The organism is Chryseobacterium capnotolerans (assembly GCF_021278965.1).
Taxonomy (GTDB): Bacteria; Bacteroidota; Bacteroidia; order Flavobacteriales; family Weeksellaceae; genus Chryseobacterium; species Chryseobacterium capnotolerans.
This window is the reverse complement of the sequence record NZ_CP065589.1, coordinates 434,203-452,105: the sequence shown is the minus strand read 5'-3', so window position 1 is coordinate 452,105 and position 17,903 is coordinate 434,203. Positions and strand designations below refer to the sequence as shown.

General features: G+C 35.2%; 14 protein-coding genes and 1 pseudogene. 5 read left to right on the top strand and 10 right to left on the bottom strand.

Going from position 1 to position 17,903, the window contains the following annotated elements:
* Positions 1-151: 151 nt before the first annotated feature.
* Together H5J24_RS02080 and H5J24_RS02075 are read right to left on the bottom strand one after the other, a co-directional pair.
* Complete coding sequence (locus tag H5J24_RS02080) at positions 152-1,807, bottom strand: alpha/beta fold hydrolase (protein WP_082811281.1); 1,656 nt, start codon at positions 1,805-1,807, stop codon at positions 152-154.
* Positions 1,808-1,956: 149 nt separating this feature from the next.
* Entirely contained in the window at positions 1,957-2,469 is a 513-nt protein-coding gene (locus H5J24_RS02075; protein ID WP_068944618.1) for a 5' nucleotidase, NT5C type, read from the bottom strand.
* 209 nt (positions 2,470-2,678) lie between these two features.
* On the opposite strand from H5J24_RS02075, the gene H5J24_RS02070 reads away from it, so the two are divergent.
* The gene (locus H5J24_RS02070) at positions 2,679-4,574 is read left to right on the top strand and encodes an ABC-F family ATP-binding cassette domain-containing protein (protein ID WP_068944619.1); all 1,896 of its coding nucleotides are present in this window, start codon (positions 2,679-2,681) and stop codon (positions 4,572-4,574) included.
* 136 nt (positions 4,575-4,710) lie between these two features.
* Here the strand turns inward: H5J24_RS02070 and H5J24_RS02065 are convergent, their stop codons facing one another.
* On the bottom strand, positions 4,711-5,766 hold the full coding sequence (locus H5J24_RS02065; RefSeq protein ID WP_068944620.1) for a Gfo/Idh/MocA family oxidoreductase: 1,056 nt from the start codon (positions 5,764-5,766) through the stop codon (positions 4,711-4,713).
* Between the two features lie 184 nt (positions 5,767-5,950).
* Between H5J24_RS02065 and H5J24_RS02060 the strand changes: the two genes are divergently transcribed.
* From H5J24_RS02060 to H5J24_RS02050, 3 genes are all read left to right on the top strand, one after another.
* On the top strand, positions 5,951-8,230 hold the full coding sequence (locus tag H5J24_RS02060; RefSeq protein ID WP_232816003.1) for a TonB-dependent siderophore receptor: 2,280 nt from the start codon (positions 5,951-5,953) through the stop codon (positions 8,228-8,230).
* 93 nt (positions 8,231-8,323) lie between these two features.
* Positions 8,324-8,839, top strand: coding sequence for a hypothetical protein (locus H5J24_RS02055; RefSeq protein WP_068944622.1), 516 nt, complete (start codon positions 8,324-8,326; stop codon positions 8,837-8,839).
* A 287-nt stretch (positions 8,840-9,126) separates the two neighbouring features.
* Positions 9,127-9,717, top strand: a complete 591-nt coding sequence (locus H5J24_RS02050) for an outer membrane beta-barrel protein (protein WP_068944623.1) — start codon at positions 9,127-9,129, stop codon at positions 9,715-9,717.
* 95 nt (positions 9,718-9,812) lie between these two features.
* On the opposite strand, the gene H5J24_RS02045 is transcribed toward H5J24_RS02050, so the two are convergent.
* Positions 9,813-10,451: a peroxiredoxin gene (locus H5J24_RS02045; protein ID WP_228407699.1), complete on the bottom strand. Its 639-nt coding sequence runs from the start codon at positions 10,449-10,451 to the stop codon at positions 9,813-9,815.
* Between the two features lie 93 nt (positions 10,452-10,544).
* Here H5J24_RS02045 and H5J24_RS02040 point away from each other — a divergent pair, with 93 nt between their 5' ends.
* The gene (locus H5J24_RS02040; RefSeq protein WP_068944625.1) at positions 10,545-11,429 is read left to right on the top strand and encodes a mechanosensitive ion channel family protein; all 885 of its coding nucleotides are present in this window, start codon (positions 10,545-10,547) and stop codon (positions 11,427-11,429) included.
* A 320-nt stretch (positions 11,430-11,749) separates the two neighbouring features.
* Here H5J24_RS02040 and H5J24_RS02035 read toward each other — a convergent pair whose 3' ends face one another.
* The 6 genes and pseudogenes from H5J24_RS02035 to H5J24_RS02010 form a co-directional block, all read right to left on the bottom strand.
* Positions 11,750-12,238 carry a hypothetical protein gene (locus H5J24_RS02035; RefSeq protein ID WP_068944626.1) on the bottom strand — a complete coding sequence of 163 codons (489 nt, stop codon included), beginning with the start codon at positions 12,236-12,238 and terminating at the stop codon, positions 11,750-11,752.
* A 76-nt stretch (positions 12,239-12,314) separates the two neighbouring features.
* Positions 12,315-13,505, bottom strand: coding sequence for an ADP-forming succinate--CoA ligase subunit beta (gene sucC / locus H5J24_RS02030; RefSeq protein WP_034694875.1), 1,191 nt, complete (start codon positions 13,503-13,505; stop codon positions 12,315-12,317).
* Positions 13,506-13,635: 130 nt separating this feature from the next.
* Positions 13,636-14,912 (bottom strand): annotated as a pseudogene (locus tag H5J24_RS02025) (chloride channel protein).
* 2 nt (positions 14,913-14,914) lie between these two features.
* Positions 14,915-15,301 carry a DUF423 domain-containing protein gene (locus tag H5J24_RS02020; protein WP_068944628.1) on the bottom strand — a complete coding sequence of 129 codons (387 nt, stop codon included), beginning with the start codon at positions 15,299-15,301 and terminating at the stop codon, positions 14,915-14,917.
* 1 nt (position 15,302) lies between these two features.
* The gene (locus H5J24_RS02015; protein WP_228407672.1) at positions 15,303-16,295 is read right to left on the bottom strand and encodes a hypothetical protein; all 993 of its coding nucleotides are present in this window, start codon (positions 16,293-16,295) and stop codon (positions 15,303-15,305) included.
* Between the two features lie 241 nt (positions 16,296-16,536).
* Positions 16,537-17,865, bottom strand: coding sequence for a hydroxymethylglutaryl-CoA reductase, degradative (locus H5J24_RS02010; protein WP_068944630.1), 1,329 nt, complete (start codon positions 17,863-17,865; stop codon positions 16,537-16,539).
* Between the last annotated feature and the right edge of the window lie 38 nt (positions 17,866-17,903).

Sequence of the window (17,903 nt, the reverse complement as noted above, 5' to 3'; positions counted from 1 at the left end):
TGAGTAAGGAAGATGGATGCTGGGAGATGGAAGTTTCTCGAGCTTTAAGTATCAATTTTAAGTTTATTTTCTAATGACTCAAAAAGGTCCTTTTCATTTCAATATTGAAATAAAAAGGACCTTTTTAGATTTCCTGCCGCTATCTTCCTGCTTACTTCTTTCCAAGAAAGCTTACAATATCTTCATTCAGCTGATCTGGTTTTTCAAAAGGAACCATATGGGTAGTATCATTATAAATTTTCTTTTCAGCGTTTGGAATTTGCTTGGAAATAAATTCGGTATGATCTGGTTTGATTACATCTCTGTCTCCGGCAATCACCAGAACCGGGCTTTTTATTTTATTTAAATCATCTTTACTGATATTAGGCTGTGTAAGCATGATTTTTAAAAGCCTTTTTTCTCCAAATGTTTCTTCAGGAGCCAGATCATTCAGTTGTTTCATCTGATTGGTAAACCGTTCGATAAGTTTATCTTCTACTCCTTCAGGAAAGGCATTAGCTCCGATAGTTACCAGTTTCTTAAGGCTTTCTGGATATTTCAGGGCAAATTCAAGTCCTGTATTTCCACCATCACTCCAACCCACAATATTTATTTTATCAAGCTTTAGTTCATCAGTCAGTGCTTTTACATCATCAGCAAACAATTTATAAGTAAAATCTTTTTTGGAGGTATCTTTACTTTTTCCCTGCCCTCTTGTATCTACTGCAATTACTTTATATTGTTTAGACAGAACAGGAATTTGCTGATAGAAATCTTTGATACTTCCTGAATTTCCATGAAGCAATACCACAGGTTCACCTTCTCCATAAACTTCATAATAAAGATCTGTATCTTTTAATTTCAGGTATTTTCCTGCAGAATCATTTTTACCATATATGGATTTATCCGCTTCCTCTATATTTTTTGAAGTATCAGTCATCCACCCCTGGGAGACATCATCATCTGCATAGCCACCATCATCATCCTTGGTATCTTTCCCGTTTTTATCCATTTTCACATCAATATTTATGGCTGGTGCTGCAATAGTCATTTTTTTCCAGTCTTCATAGAACTCTCTTATGAATCCTGTTTTGAATAAAGCAGCGCTGATTTTAATGTATCCGTTAAATTCTTTTAAAAAATTGATCCCTACAAAGAACTTTCCTTGCACCCAGATATTATGGTCATTTACATCAAGGGTAAAAGTTCCGTCTTTAATCAGATCTTCGGTAAGTTCTACTGTAATTTCTTCATCTAAAAGATTTTTATCGGGGAAGCCATCTTTTTCACCATAGATACTATAACGCATCAGAACTGGTTCTGTGGAAGAATATTTAGCAATATTCAAATTAATATTTTTGATTTTAGATCTTTTCTTTGCATTAAACTCTAAAGCAGTTTCACCCAAGAAACCAGCTTTCTTACTTGCTGGATTAACAAAATATAAAATACTTTTGGTTTTCGTTTTTACCCCCCAGTTTTTATCTACAAGTTTTTTAGGCTTAATGGCTATCTCCTTAATTGTTTTCGTTTTTTCATTTAAAAATATTTTCTGGAGATCATGTGTTTTAAAATTCTGTACCGTTTCTTCATACAGTTCAAACCCAGGCACTTCTATTTTCACCTTTTGCTGTGAATCCAAGCCTGTAAGGTCTATTGAAAAATTTCCTTTCCCGTCAGAAATTGTTCCGGTAGTTTTCTTTTCTACTCCAATTTTTACGTAAGGAACTGGCTGATTTTCATTTTTAGAAATAACGGTTCCGGAAATCACCTGTGCATTAAAGGCTGAAACCATAAGAATAAAGGATAAAACGCTAAGTTTTTTCATGGTAAAAGTTTGATGCAAACATATCTATTTTATAGTCTTCAACATTCATAAGATATTATTAAATTTAAACTCCTTTTAGTTAAATTTATTCTAAAAACATTACGCTTTAGCCTATAAATTCTAAAAAAACTTTAAACATTACCATTCTTCTACAAAATCTGCATAATTTCCTCCCATGAATTCACTCTTTTGTAGGTCTCGTTTTCTATCAGTTCATTATGGGGCTGTGTAAAGATCAGTCTCTGTCCTGAAAAATGATCCAGATTCTTTGGATAGTCATCAATCATCACATCTCCCGACACGACTTTTTTACTCCCACAAAGGACGATCTGTTCCCAGGTAATGAATGGAAAATGCTCTGCCAGCCAATCATATTTTTCTCTTAAACTGTTGGGAAATTCCATTCCTGCGGAAACAATATATAATTCATATTTATTATTCAGATACTCTATTGCTTCCTGACTTCCTTTCATGACAGGCAATGTTCTGAAAAATCCTATCTCATTTACATGCTGTTTTCCATTGGGAAAAATTTCCAACTCTGGTTTTCCTGCTATCGCATCAAGCTCAACTTCTCTTCCGGTATCTCTTTTTTCAAATTGAATCAGCTGATGGTATACATCTGCCATCACTCCATCCATATCAACAATCACTTTTTTCATCTAATATTCATTATTTTTATAATTGGTTTACATTTAAACTGTATCAACAGTTATCAAATTTACCCATTCATTTTCTTAAACAATGAACACAGTTTATTAAAAAATTATAAATATTCATTTTTATAGAAGCCGTTCCGGAAAGTTTTATGCTGACATTTTCGTATTTTTTGCGGCTCAGTTCAAAATTAAAATCAAACTATTAATTTCCAATGAATTACGTTTCTGCAGAAAATCTTACCAAATCTTACGGCATCAAAGTTTTGTTCGAAAATATTTCCTTTCACATTAATGAGGGAGACAAAATTGCCATTGTTGCCAAAAATGGAAGTGGAAAATCTACCCTTCTGAAAATTTTAATGGGTAAAGAAATTGCAGACAGCGGTACTGCGATCATTAATAAAGATATCCAGGTTGTTTTGTTCGATCAGGAAATTGATTTTGATTCCAATTTAAGCATTGAAGAATTCATGATGACATTGGATTCTGAACCTATTCTTGCATTGAAGAACTATCACAAGTCTCTTCATTCTACAGATCACGACTTTATAGAAAAAGCATTGGCTGATATGGAAGCCCACAAAGCTTGGGATCTTGAAAATGAAATGAAACAAATCCTTTCCCAGCTTAAGATTACAGATCTTGATGCTAGGATGGGGACTCTTTCCGGAGGACAAATCAAACGTGTTGCTTTGGCTAAACTATTGACAGAAACCAGAGCTGAACATAAACATACACTTCTGATCATGGACGAGCCTACCAACCACCTGGATGTGGATATGGTAGAATGGCTTGAAAATTATCTGAATAAAGCAAAAATCACTTTATTACTTGTTACCCACGACAGATATTTCCTTGATAGTGTCTGTGATATTATCTGGGAAATGGAGGATAGAAACCTTTATGTTCATAATGGTTCGTACGCAACATATCTGGAAAATAAAATGATTCGTGAGGATAATCTTAATGCGACCATTGATAAGGCTAACAATCTTTACAGAAAGGAATTGGAGTGGATGCGAAGACAACCTAAGGCCAGAACTACAAAATCTAAAAGCAGAATTGATTCTTTCTACGAAACGGAAAAAGTTGCTAAGACTGACACCAGAAAACAAGGATTGGAACTAGACTTTGAAATGAAGCGTTTAGGAAATAAAATTCTTGAACTTAAACATATTGATAAGAGCTTTGGAAGTAAACTTTTATTAAAAGATTTCAGCTACTCATTTCAACGTGGTGAAAAGGTAGGAATCATCGGAAAAAACGGAGCCGGAAAGTCTACTTTATTAAATATTATTCAAGGATTTGAAAAAGCGGACAAGGGTGAAATTGAAACGGGAGAGACTATTTCTTTCGGGTATTTTGCTCAGAAAGGTCTTACTTATAAAGAGGATGAACGTGTGATTGACTTCATCAAGGAAATTGCAGAACATTATCCTTTAGCCAATGGAAAAAGTCTTTCTGCATCACAGTTTCTTAGATTGTTCTTATTTGACGATCAAACGCAATACTCCCCTATTTCAAAATTATCAGGAGGTGAAAAGAGAAGATTACACCTGATGTATATTTTATATCAGAATCCTAACTTCTTAATCTTTGATGAGCCTACTAATGATCTTGACCTTCCTACTCTAACGGTTCTTGAAAATTTCCTGCAGCAGTTTCAGGGATCTTTAATCATCGTTTCTCACGACAGATATTTCATGGACAGAATTGTAGATCACGTTCTTGCTTTTGAAGGAGATGGAAAAATCAGAGATTTTGTAGGAAACTTCTCAGAATATCGTGAAGCAAGAAGCCGTGAGGAAGCTTTAGAAAAAAACGCGGCTGTAAAATCTGAACCTGTAAAAGAAACAGTTGCCGTTACTGAAGACACTTTATCTTCCAATCCTCAGAAAAGAAAGTTAACTTTCAAAGAGCAAAGGGAATTGGAAACTATTGAAAAAGAAATGCCAGAACTGGAAGGACAGCGTGCAAAAATCTTAGAACAACTTAACAACGAAGCTGATTATGAAAAAATCGCTAAACTTTCCTCTGAACTGGAGACAATATCTGAAAAACTAGAAAACCATGAGATGAGATGGCTTGAACTTCAGGAAATCATGTAAAAATATAAGTTATGAATGAGTTCAAAAAAGTTTGAGAGTAAGAGGGTCTTAGGGTGAAAGAGCAGGAAAATTCTACTTCAGATGACCAGTAACCTTGAACCTTAAACTTTGAACTCATTCATAACTCTTTTATCAATTATAAGAAGATTACCTTTCCTTCTTTTGCACTCTCCAATGAAGCGTCTATAATCTTCATATTCTGAATCACTTCTTTTCCTGGTGATGGCAGAGGATATCCGAAAACGATATGTTCATAGATTTGCTGATAATAATCCATATAATTTCCAGCTTCACTTGAAGTAAGTATTCTTTCTGTTTCTGAATTTTCGTTCAGGTAATTTAAAATTCCGTCTGCTTCTTTCAAAGGCTTCATCCACTCTTTTCCGTAAACAGGGATAGCTCCGGCAACTAGTTCGGTTTCCTGGTTATCTGTTCTCTCCTGGAGGAAGGATCCTTTATCTCCATGAATCTTATAAGCATGATGATCTTCTTTGGTAAAGACCGAAGATTTTAATCTTACTCTTAGGTTATCCTTATAGAATAACAGGATCTCAAAATAATCATTGGCAAATTCTGGTCCCTTCATAGAAAACACATCAGCAAAAAGCTTTTCAGGGTATCCGAAATATTGTACTGCCTGATCCACAAGATGTGCTCCAAGATCATGCAGTGACCCTGAGCCTATCTGATCTGGATTTTCTTTGTGCTGCTTTCCGCTTGGTGTGGTACGGAATCTATCAAAACGAATTTCTGCTTCTTTGATATTTCCTAGTTTACCCTCATTTACAATATTTTTCACCTGCTGAAAATCACGGTCAAATCTTCTGTTCTGATATACACTTAAAAATAATCCTTTTTCTTCCGCAAGCTTTACCAATTCTTCTGCTTCTTCTACGTTTACTGTAAAAGGTTTCTCAACAATGATATTCTTTCCTGCTTCCAATGCTTTTCTGGCATATTCATAATGTGTCTGAACCGGTGTATTGATAATGATCAATTCCACATCTGCATTCTGAAGCATTTCTTCTACGGAACGATAAATGACAGCTTCAGGATATTTTTCTTTAGATTCTTCTTTACTTCTTTCCACTACTGCAGAAATAAAGAACCCAGGATGTTCTTTCAAAAAAGGAGCATGAAATACTTTCCCACTCATTCCAAAGGCACAAAGCCCAGCTTTTACCAGTTGCATATTTAAATTTTTTCAACAAATATATTCATAAAAAACGCTGGATTATCTATCTACAATAAGGATAGAAACAATCCATATATTTCACCTTTAAAAGACATGATAAAAATCACATATTTATTTTTATTCATTCTAAACAAATACTTACATTTGCGCCTTATTTAAAACTGTTCTACATAAAAATAAAATGAAAAGACAACTACTTACTTTAGGTCTTCTATTTATCGCTGTTTCAGCAAGTTCACAGCTGAAAAATGCTGAAGCAGATACTATTAGAACCCAAACTATTGAGGATATTAATCTTCACAAAACAGGAAATCCAAACCAGGCAAGGCCACTTTCTACAAAGTCGAACCTGACGATAATGGAGACCCCTCAGCCAATTGCTATCGTGACTCACGAAATCATTGAACAGCAACAGGCAAAACAATTGAATGATGTTCTTCAGAATATAAACGGGATGTATATCACTTCATCCAGAGGAAACTCTCAGGATAGCTTTGGCGGACGTGGTTTTATTTTAGGAAATGATAATATTTTCAAAAATGGGTCAAGAATAAATAGCGGCGTTTTTCCTGAAGTAAGCGGTCTGGAAAGAGTAGAAGTTTTAAAAGGGGCCAACGCAATGCTTTATGGAAATACGGCTGCCGGAGGTATTATCAACATGATTACAAAAAAACCAAAATTCAATTTTGGAGGAAGCGTAGGAATGAATGCAGGAAGCTGGAATTCTTACAAACCAACAGTTGATGTTTACGGGCCATTATCTAAAAATATTGCTTTCAGAGTAAACGGAACTTATGAATATGCTGAAAGTTTCAGAGATGTTGTACAATCTGAAAAATATTACTTCAATCCTTCATTTTTATTTAATTTAAGTGAAAAGTCTCAATTAATTGTTGAGGCAGATTATCTTAAAAATAATTTCACTCCGGATTTCGGACTTGGATCTATTACTGAAAAAGATCAAAGCTATAGATTAAATGATGGTATTTCCAGAAACATTTTCTTCGGAACTGACTGGCAGTATCAAAATGTACAGCAAGCTTCTGCGAATGTAACTTTTAATCATCAATTTAACGAAAGATGGTCTTTAAATGCTACCGCTTCTTACCAAAACTACACGAAAGATTATTTTTCTTCTGAAAGAGTACAATGGGGTTATAGCTCACCTACCGCAACAAGACTTTCATGGAACAGACCTTTTGGTAAAACATACAACGAACAAAACTATACTTCTGCACAAGTAAACATTAATGGTGAATTCAATACCGGGAAAATCAACCATAAGGTATTAATTGGTTCAGATGCAGATTATAGCCAGGCGGATGCGTATGCTTATAATGTTACAGATCCAAAAAACACCCTATATTTAGATGATCCATCAACATGGGGAAATATTGCCATGCCAAATTCTACTCTTAATACAAGAAACAGAATCAATACAAGAAGAGTTGGGATCTATGCTCAGGATTTTATCAGCTTAACAAAACAACTAAAAGTAATTGCCGGATTAAGATGGTCTTATGTAGAGAATATGCCTACGCTGACTACTCGTTTTATATTAAATGAAAAATTCGAAGTAGCCAATTCCTCAACGTCTGACAATGCATTTTCTCCTAAAGTAGGATTGGTTTATGCTCCCAATGAAAACCTTTCGGTATTTGCAACTTATACGAATTCGTTTGCTTCCAATGCCGGATATACTTCGGATCAATTTGGAACAGTAAACACCAATCAGTCTATTCCGCAAATTCAAAATCAATTAGCGACTTTATCAAGACAAAGCATAAAACCATCAACCGTTGATCAATATGAAATTGGTGTTAAAAAGAATTTCTGGAATAATGCTTTAGCGGTTAACCTAACCGCTTACCAGATCATGTACAACAATTATTATCAAACATACTGGTTCATTCCTACAACTACTCCCAATGCAGTACCAGTAAATTCAACAGATACCAATCTTAAAGAATTTGCAGGAAATATGAGAAGTCGTGGTGTGGAATTAGATATTACCGGAAATCCTACTGAAAACTTATCTATTATCGGTGGTTTTTCTTATAACAATTCCGTTTACCTAGACACCCCTGAAAAAGGATATGTTGAAAAACAAAGATTGGTAAGAACCCCAGCTACGACAGCGAATGCTTCCGTTTTCTATAAATTCACAAACTATGTAAAAGGTTTAAAAGTTGGCGCTGGAATCTACTATATTGGAGACAGAATCGCTGGGTGGAATGATTCAAAATCTACAAATACAAGTAGAAACAACGTAAGTAGAATGTTTGATCTAAAGGACTACACGACGGTTTCTGTATCAGTGGGCTATGAATGGCAAAAATTCTCAATCCAAGGAAGAGTGGGTAACCTGTTTGATGTTGTAAACTACAATGTTCATGAGAACTATTCAGTAAACCCTATTACTCCAAGAAATTATTATTTTACGCTAACATATAAGCTGTAGAGTTAAACATATAATTACTTCTTTATTAAAAGTGGAAATTGCATTTTTGCAGCTTCCACTTTTGAAATTTAAAAAACAAAACAAAAAAACGATATGGATAAGATTAAAGACACTAGAAGTTTCATGAGAATTACGCACCGATATCTGGGGTATTTCCTTGCCGGTATTATGGCCGTGTATGCTGTTAGTGGAATTATTTTGGTCTACAGAGACACCGATTTTCTAAAGAGTGAAAAAAAGTATGAAAAGACTTTATCTGCCAACCTATCTGAAAAAGAACTGAAAAAAGAACTGAAGATGAAAGGCCTTGAAGTAGAAAAAACAGAAGGTACCGTTCTTCATTTTAAGAAAGGAACTTATGATTCTGCAACAGGAGTAGCCAAATATTCAAAGATGGAATTACCTTTTGTACTTGATAAAATGGTTTCGCTTCACAAATCACAGTCTAAAGATGCTATTGCTCCTCTAAGTGTATTTTTCGGAGTAGCGCTTTTTTTCTTTGTGGTTTCGAGTTTCTGGATGTTTAATCCTAAAACCAAGGCTTTTAAACGCGGGATCAAGTTTACCATTGCGGGACTTGTTATCTCTATTCTTCTTTTACTTATTTAACTAAGATAGTAGCATTTCAGGGCTTTTCTAATGATTATAACAGCGTTATTTTTATCAGAAAATAAAAATAATTCTTCTTTCCGATTTTAGGAACTTGGCTTTTCAAGATTTTTTTTCTTTAATATGATTGTGAAATATTCAATGATAAAGTTAAAAATGCATATTCTATCTTGTTGATATTATTAACATTAATTTAGAGAAATTGTCTAAAATTAAGAGTCTGGCACATTTATTGTTTTTTCTATAATTCGTGAATAATAAACATTTAATTATTAAAATAATAAATTATGAAAAAACTTATTTTAACAGGAGTATTAGCCGTAGCAGGATTAACAGCAACTGCAAACGCTCAGATTCAAAAAGGTAATTGGATGGTAGGGGGTAACCTTGCAGGAGCCAACTTCGGATTAAACAAAGGAGGTGGTTATGACTTTAATATTCAACCGAAAGGAGCTTATTTCATTGAAGATAATATTGCATTAGGGGGATATGTGGATTTAGGTTTCAAAGGAGCTAAAGATGCACCAACTACTTTTACATATAATGTTGGAGCATTAGGACGTTATTATCTTAACCCGGGAGAGCAGGGAGTAAACAATTTACTACACCATGGAAGATGGTTCTTGGAAGGTAATTTAGGTGTAGGAGGAACATCTATCTCTAAAGGAGGTTCTTCTTCTAATGGTCTTAACTTTGGATTTGGTCCTGGTTATTCATACTTCATTACACCAAACATTGGTTTAGAAGGTTTAGTTAAATATGATGCGAATGCTGGATTCGGAAGCGGTGGATACACAAACAAAATTACTTTTGGTTTAGGATTCCAGATTTACCTTCCAACTTCAAAAGGTAAGCAAATCATCAACGACGTTAAGTAATTACTGAAATACTTATAAAAAATGAAAGCGGCCCGAAATTAATTTCGGGCCGCTTTTCGTACAAATTAAAACTAAACTATAAAAAATCAAATAAATCATGTATTGGGTTGAGGTGTATATCTTAAATACGGCTTTATCTCAGTAACTCCTTTAGGGAATTTCCTGATGGCATCTTTTGTAGATACTGTAGGTGGAACGATCACGTCTTCTCCATATTTCCAGTTTACAGGTGTGGCCACCTGATAATTATCTACAAGCTGTAAAGAATCCAATACCCTCAGTATTTCATTAAAATTCCTTCCTGTAGAGGCAGGATACGTAATAATAAGTCTTACCTTTTTAGCAGGATCAATAATCAATAAAGAGCGTACGGTTGCCGTAGCGGAGGCATTGGGATGAATAAAATCATAGAGTTCGGAAATTCTTCTATCCTTATCTGCTATAATTGGAAACAGTACTTCTGTATTTTGGGTTTCGTTAATATCTTTTACCCAATTCTGATGATCCTCTACCCCATCCACACTTAAAGCAATCACTTTGGTATTTCTTTGAGCAAATTCAGTGTGCAATTTAGAAGTATACCCCAGCTCTGTAGTGCATACCGGAGTATAATCCGCCGGATGTGAGAATAAAATTCCCCAGGAATCTCCCAGATAATTATAAAAATGAATATCACCTACAGATGATTCTGCCTGAAAGTTGGGTGCTGTATCTCCTAATTTGATTGACATAATATTTTGCATTTGTTAGTCTACAAATTTAGTAGACTTTTTGATACTGGCAAAATTTTTGTTTAAAATTTATATATTTAATGTAAAATTTTATTCATGGAGAAAACCGGACTCACCTACATAGACATGGTGTATAGGGTATTGCAAAATTGGTATGTAACGTTCGCAGAACTTACTCCTAAACTGATTGTCGGCATTTTAGTATTTACATTCTTCCTTATTACAAGTAAATACCTGAGCCAGATTGCCGTAAAATTATTTCATAAGTTCTTTCCCAAAAGCCAGAAAGAAAGTTCACTGGTTACTTTAATCAGTGTATTCAGATTTCTGATTATGCTGATGGGTACCTTTATTTCTCTGGAAATTATGGGCTTTAGTGGTTTTCTGTGGAAGTTTATCGGAAGTTTGGGAGTAGCCGGGGTGATTGCCGGGGTGGCTTTGAAAGATCTTGTTTCAAGTATCTTTTCAGGAATGCTTATTGGTATTGATAAAGCTTTTAAAGTTGGCGATTATATCACTATCGGAGCCCATTCAGGCACTGTACAGGAGATTGGATTTTTAACGACCAAAATCCTTACAGACGATGGAAAGAAGGCCTATATTCCCAATCAGGTTGTTTTTAATGCTCCGTTTTATAATATTACAGCTTCCCCTCAACGAAGAATTATTTTAAATTTTGAAATTCCTGCTGATGAAGATATCAGTAAGGCTCAAAAAAGCATTCTTGAAGTCGTTAAAAATCTTGATAATGTAGATAAATTAGATACTGCGGAAGTTATTTTTACCGACCTGAAGCAGGGCTCATTCAATCTTCAGGTTAAGTTTTGGATCAAAATAGGTGCAAACCTGGCACAAGTGAGAAGCAAGGCTTATTTAAATATTAAGGAACGATTTGATATTGATCAAATTCAGTTGGTGACTCCTACAAGTATAAGTATTACCAGTGGAGAAAACAATTTACCGGAAAGCCAGGATAAATAATTCCTTTACATCACACAGGTTTCGCCAATTCTGCAGATAATTGTGCATAAATTAGAATCATAAAAAGTCGTTTCAATTTTTGGAGCGACTTTTTGTTGGTAAACGCAATGGCATAAAGATCAGGATATCATGAATATGAAAAGGCGCAAGATTATCTCCGATAAAATTGTAAACTGCTGAATGTTTGTCACGGATACACGAATAATTTTTATGGGACATAAAGCCGATGTGGCTATGTTGTTTTAAAAATTTCGAACCACATAGGTTTCACATAGAATGTATCTTAAAAAAGACTTTGTGTTCTTCTAATATCCGGTAAGCTATTTTTCATTATGCTTTTTAGAAACGATAGCACTGTCCTTTTGAGGAACTTTAGCAACAGAATCATTGTCAACAATAATAGCTTCTCCTATAGTAATACCATCATTACTCAGACTGTCTTCATTTAGCTCCACAGCCACCTCACCTGTTCTGAGAGGTCTATCTTTTGAGCATCCGGTCAGAAAGAGGATTAAAGAAAGTACAGCAAGTGTAACTCTACTGTTTTGAAAAATATTAGGGATCAATCTGAAGAATTGATTTTTTACTTTTTGTGATTTTTCTTCTTCAATATTTAACTGATGATTATAAAATGTTCCACAAACTTTTTCATTTTCTATTTCAGTGAGAATTTGCAGAATTTCTTCAGGCTGCTTTTGGGTAAAATCAATTACGCATTTGTTGCAGACAGCACAAAATCTGCCTTTTCCCTGTGGAGACATAGCTTCCCAGTTTTCGGAACAAGGTTTTGGAACGTATAAGTTTTTCATGAATACTTGTTTCTTATACGCATTAAAAAACCGTTCCAAAAATGGAACGGTTTCTTATTTATATGAAAATTTTAGATTATGCTAAAACTTCTTTTACTTTGTTTGCAGCTTCTTCTAAAGTAATTGCAGAGTGAACCGGAAGACCAGACTCATCAATTAATTTTTTAGCTTCTACAGCGTTAGTTCCTTGTAATCTTACGATCAATGGAACCGGAAGGCTTCCCATAGCTTTGTAAGCATCTACAACTCCTTGAGCTACTCTGTCACATCTTACGATACCTCCGAAGATGTTGATTAAGATTGCTTTTACGTTTGGATCTCTTAAGATGATTCCGAAAGCAGTCTGTACTCTCTGAGCATCAGCAGTACCTCCTACGTCAAGGAAGTTAGCCGGGTTACCACCTGATAATTTGATGATATCCATAGTTGCCATTGCAAGACCAGCACCGTTTACCATACAAGCAACGTTACCATCCAATTTTACGAAGTTAAGACCAGCTTCACCAGCTTCTACATCCATTGGATCTTCTTCTCTTGTATCTCTAAGTTCAGCTAAGTCCTTATGACGGAACAATGAGTTATCATCTAAAGTTACTTTAGCATCTACAGCGATAATTTTGTTATCAGAAGTTTTCAACACTGGGTTGATTTCGAAAAGAGAAGCATCAATACCTGTATAAGCATTGTAAAGAGAAGAAATAAATTTCACAAATTCTTTGAATGCATTTCCTTCAAGACCTAGGTTGAAAGCAATTTTTCTAGCCTGGAATCCTTGAAGACCGATAGCTGGATCAATAAGTTCGTTGTGGATTAAGTGAGGAGTTACTTCTGCAACATGCTCAATATCCATACCACCTTCAGTAGAATATACGATTGTATTTTTCCCTTCAGCTCTATCTAAAAGAATAGAAACATAAAATTCTTTAGTTTCAGATTCTCCAGGATAATAAACATCTTCTGCAACCAAAACAGAGTGTACTTTTTTACCTTCAGCAGAAGTTTGTGGAGTTACCAACTGCATTCCGATGATATTCTGAGCGTTTTCTTTAAGCTTATCCATGTTTGGAGAAAACTTAACACCCCCACCTTTACCACGACCACCTGCGTGAATCTGTGCTTTTACAACCCAAGCCTGAGCTCCGGTTTCAGCAGTCAATTTTTCAGCAGCTGCTACAGCTTCATCTACGTTGTTTGCAACGAAACCACGTTGGATAGCTACTCCATACTTTGATAAAATCTCTTTTGATTGATACTCGTGAAGATTCATATTATTTTTATTATTTTATTTTAATATTTAAAGGTTGACAAATTTACTAAAAAGACATGGAAGTTCAAGATTCTTCATTCAAAAATTAAAGATTAGTTCCTTGATTTTTGACATGTTTATACATTTTTCCTTATTCTTCCGCTAATTTTTCAGACTGTGATCCAATAAATGGAATCTTTGGAGCAAGAAAATATCCGGTAAGACTCGCAAATAATATTGGCACAAAATAAGTAAACCCCGTTAGTGTTCCCAAAATAATCGTGGTACTCATCGGTGTTCTCGTTACACAGGCATTAATCGCTGCCATACAGCTTACAATAGCTAAGGTTGTATCTACAGCAGGAAATAAATTATGAATAATCAGTCCTAAAGTAGTTCCTACAAAGAAGAGCGGAATGATAAAACCACCTCTCCAACCCGAAGTTACCGTAATCGCAATGGCTAGTATTTTAAAGACCAAAACCAGAATCAGGAAATTCAATCCGAAGCTTCCTCCGATTAACTGATTGATCTCGTTGTGACCGAAATATCTTGTAATTGGAAAATTGTAAGCGATAACTCCTAAAATAATTCCACCTACTAATGTTTTGATATAGATCGGAAATTTTCTGTATTCAAAAATCTTTTTAAAAAACTTCACTACGAAGATGAAAATCCAACCGAAAAGAGTTCCTACAATTCCAAATAAGGTAGCATATAGAAAATCATAGACTCCGGTGTAATGATAAGCTTTCAGATCCCATGTTGCCCCAATTCCCAAATGGATAATTAATGCAAACATCAAGTAGCTGAAACAGCTTGCTACCAAGGCCGGAATAATGGCTTTATAATACTCAACCGCATGTTTGTGGTGTAAAATTTCCAGGGAAAAAGACTTCCTCCAAGTGGTGCTCCGAAAAGAGCTGTAAAACCTGAGGCCATTCCGGCAATACTTAATGAACGCAGTTCTTCGCCTTTCAATCTGAAAATTTTTCCAAGCCAGGTTCCTGTAGATCCCGTTACCTGTACTAAAGGAGCTTCCGGTCCCAAACTTCCTCCTGATGCCACACAAAAAAGTGAAGAAAGAATCATGGACGGATTGTTTTTAGGCTCCAGTTTTCCTTTATTGAACCTGATGTTATTTACAATCAAATGGATTTCTCCGGGATCTCCTATAAAATGAATCACCAGCCCAGCCAGCAATCCACAAATAGCCATGGTTGGAATCACCTGCCAGCCTTGAAAGTGAGCTAAAAACTCAGTAAAATGTTCCAGTACAATCCAATATCCGCCGGCAATAATACCACCAACTAAGCCTGTAAAGGCCCACATGAAAAAAGTACGGCTGAATACGAACGGATTGAACCTCATCGGTTGATCCAAAAGGTTAAACGTTCTTATAATCCGTCTTCTTCTGTTGATTTTCATCCTTAAATTTTATTTTTAGCAAAATAAAGAATCAGCATTCCCCAGCTTAAGATCATCATCAGCCCTCCAAGCGGAGTAATAGGCCCTAAGAATTTAAGATTCATTCCCAGATAATCCTGCATGCTCAGGAAGTAAATACTTACTGAGAATAAAAGTGTACCTGCAATCATTAAAATGGACGTCCATCTTTCAGCAGAAGTTTCAAATTTTAAAATATATCCGATGATCAGCAGGAAAAAAGCTGCATACATCTGGTACCTTACTCCTGTTTCAAAACTTTCAAGCCTTTCCACCGATAATATTTTCTTTAAAGCATGGGCTCCGAATGCACCAAGGATTACAGATACCATTCCGTAAACCGCTCCAAAAACTAAAGTAATTGTTTTCATTTTATAACTCTTCTAATTCTAGGGTTAAATATTTTTTTGTTTTATTGTCCTGCCAGGTTCCGATGATTTTATTTCCTTTTAAATCGGCTTCCACTAAGGCTCTTGGGATCCATTGTTTCAATTCTTCACTATGGTAACCGTCTTCTGTGATAGAAAAATGGTCATGAACAAATTCTCCTCTCCAATTGATAGGACTTTTATTCTTATCATACCAATAGGTAGCCGAAAAGGAATCATCCTCATTAATATCGTTGAACAAAACCGTCACCGGATATTTTCCATCAATTTTTCCTTTGTATAACTTATTTCCAGGACCTGTTCTATCGATTTTTTCAGAACCGGAAATCAGATTTTGGGCATAAGGACTCCAATATTTCTCCAGTTCTTTATAGGTAAATTCGAGCTTATGACTTCCCAAATCATCCAATGCCCGCATTGCATGGTTAGAGCATCTGCCTGCTACAAAAGTCAACTTATCCTTGCCAAAGAAATATCTGATGCCATTCAATGTATAATCTGTAAAACATCCTTCATATAAACCAATTTGCTCCTGAACATCTTCTGAAGCATTTTTCTCAGATTTCAGCTTCACGAGAAAGGTATTGATTCTTTTTTTAATTTTCTTCTGAATCAAACCATTGACTGTATTAATAGCACCTGTCTGAAATAAGTCTTCAGCATTGATGTAATTTCCGGTCCTGATATCAAAATTTTTCCAGTCTGAAAATTCTTCTGGGTAAGCTCCCGAAGCTTCACCATCAATACTGATACTTAGAATATTTTTTGGAGTTTCCAGCTTTTTCCAATCATAGAAATACACATAGTTTGCGTATGAAGCAGCTCCTGCATTCACCTTTTTAGAGGGATTTCCTTCTGATCCGGGAATGTATTCCAATTCACTTACCTGGAGAAAAAGATTGATCTTGTTTTCTACTCTGGAATGATCGGAATAGGAAACCACAGGAAAAACAAAATCTTTTGTTTTTGGCTGCAAGTCACTTATTTTTAAATTTTTCTGCGAAAAACTTAATCCGGAAATAAACAGAAAAAACAAGACACTTTTCTTCACTATTTTGAATTTAAATACATTAAAATAAACTTGGCTACCAACGTTGAAATCCCTAGTATGATAAACATATTAGCAAATTTCTTGGAGCCTCTGAAACCAGGTGATTTTGTTTTCTTTAAAAAGAATCCAAAGGCCAGAAACAGGATGGGGAGAATGATCTGTACCATTAGTTTCCTCTCATACGGTTAAACTCATTAATTACCTCATGATGACTCACCGTCTTATCTTTGAAGTACGCTACAAAATGTTGTTTTTCTTCTTCTGTAGCTCCCAGTTGGTTCAGAATGTTCAGTAAGTGCATTTTCATATGGCCTTTTTGAATACCTGTGGTTACCAAAGAACGCAATGCTCCAAAGTTTTGAGCTAGTCCTGAAACAGCCAAAATACTCATCAATTCCTGAGCAGATGGTTTTCCAAGTAATGCTAAAGAGAATTTTACCAGAGGATGAAGGTTCGTTAAACCTCCTACTACTCCTACGGAAATCGGAAGATCTATCCAGAATCTGAAAACTCCATTATCTGTTGTACAGTGGGTCAAAGATCTGTATTGTCCATCCCTTGCAGCGTAGGCATGAGCACAAGCCTCTGTTGCTCTGAAGTCATTTCCTGTGGCAATTACTACAGCATCTACTCCATTCATTACTCCTTTATTATGAGTTGTAGCGCGGTAAGGTTCAATTTCAGCAATAGTAACGGCCTGTTTAAATTTAGCAGCAAATTCTTCAGGAGAAATTCCGCTGTCATCTTTTAAATCTTCCATTTTACATGAAACCTCAGCTCTTACAACACAATCAGGCGTAAAATTGGAAAGAATATTCATCACGATCTGTAATGAATTCTTTTCTTCCTGGGTGAAATCTTCACTGGTTGCTACTTCCTGTCTCAATGTTCTTCCAAACTGCTCAAGACATGAATTAATAAAATTGGCTCCCATTGAATCTACTGTATCAAAGCTCGCCTTTAACTGGTAATAATTTGGCATTTCTGCAGTTTTATCCACTAGACTGATGTTCAGAATACCACCTCCACGTCTTCTCATGTTGGCAGTGATCTCTTCTGTAGATTCAAGTAATTTTTTCTTTAAACTGAAATTAAAGAAGTGTAATAATTTATGGGGTTCTACATTAAATATAAAGTGAGTATGTCCCAATTTCTCTGTATTGATGATGGTTGTTTTAAAACCTCCTTTATCAATCCAGAATTTTGCTGCCTTGGAAGCTGCTGCTACTACTGAACTTTCTTCAACAGCCATTGGTAATGCCAATAGTTTTCCGTCAATTAAAAAGTTCGGAGCAATTCCGTACGGCATATAGAAATTTGAAATTGTATTTTCAGAAAATTCTTCGTGAAGTTTCTGAAGATCCGGATCTTCATTCCAGTATTGTTTTAATATATTTTGATATTCCTGGTTACCTTCAAGATATTCGTTTACAAGCCAGTCGATTTTCCCTTGCTTTGGAAGCTTGGAAAACCCTTCGATCGGTTTATGATTCATAATATAAACTTTAATGAGGCGTAAATATAATGATTTTG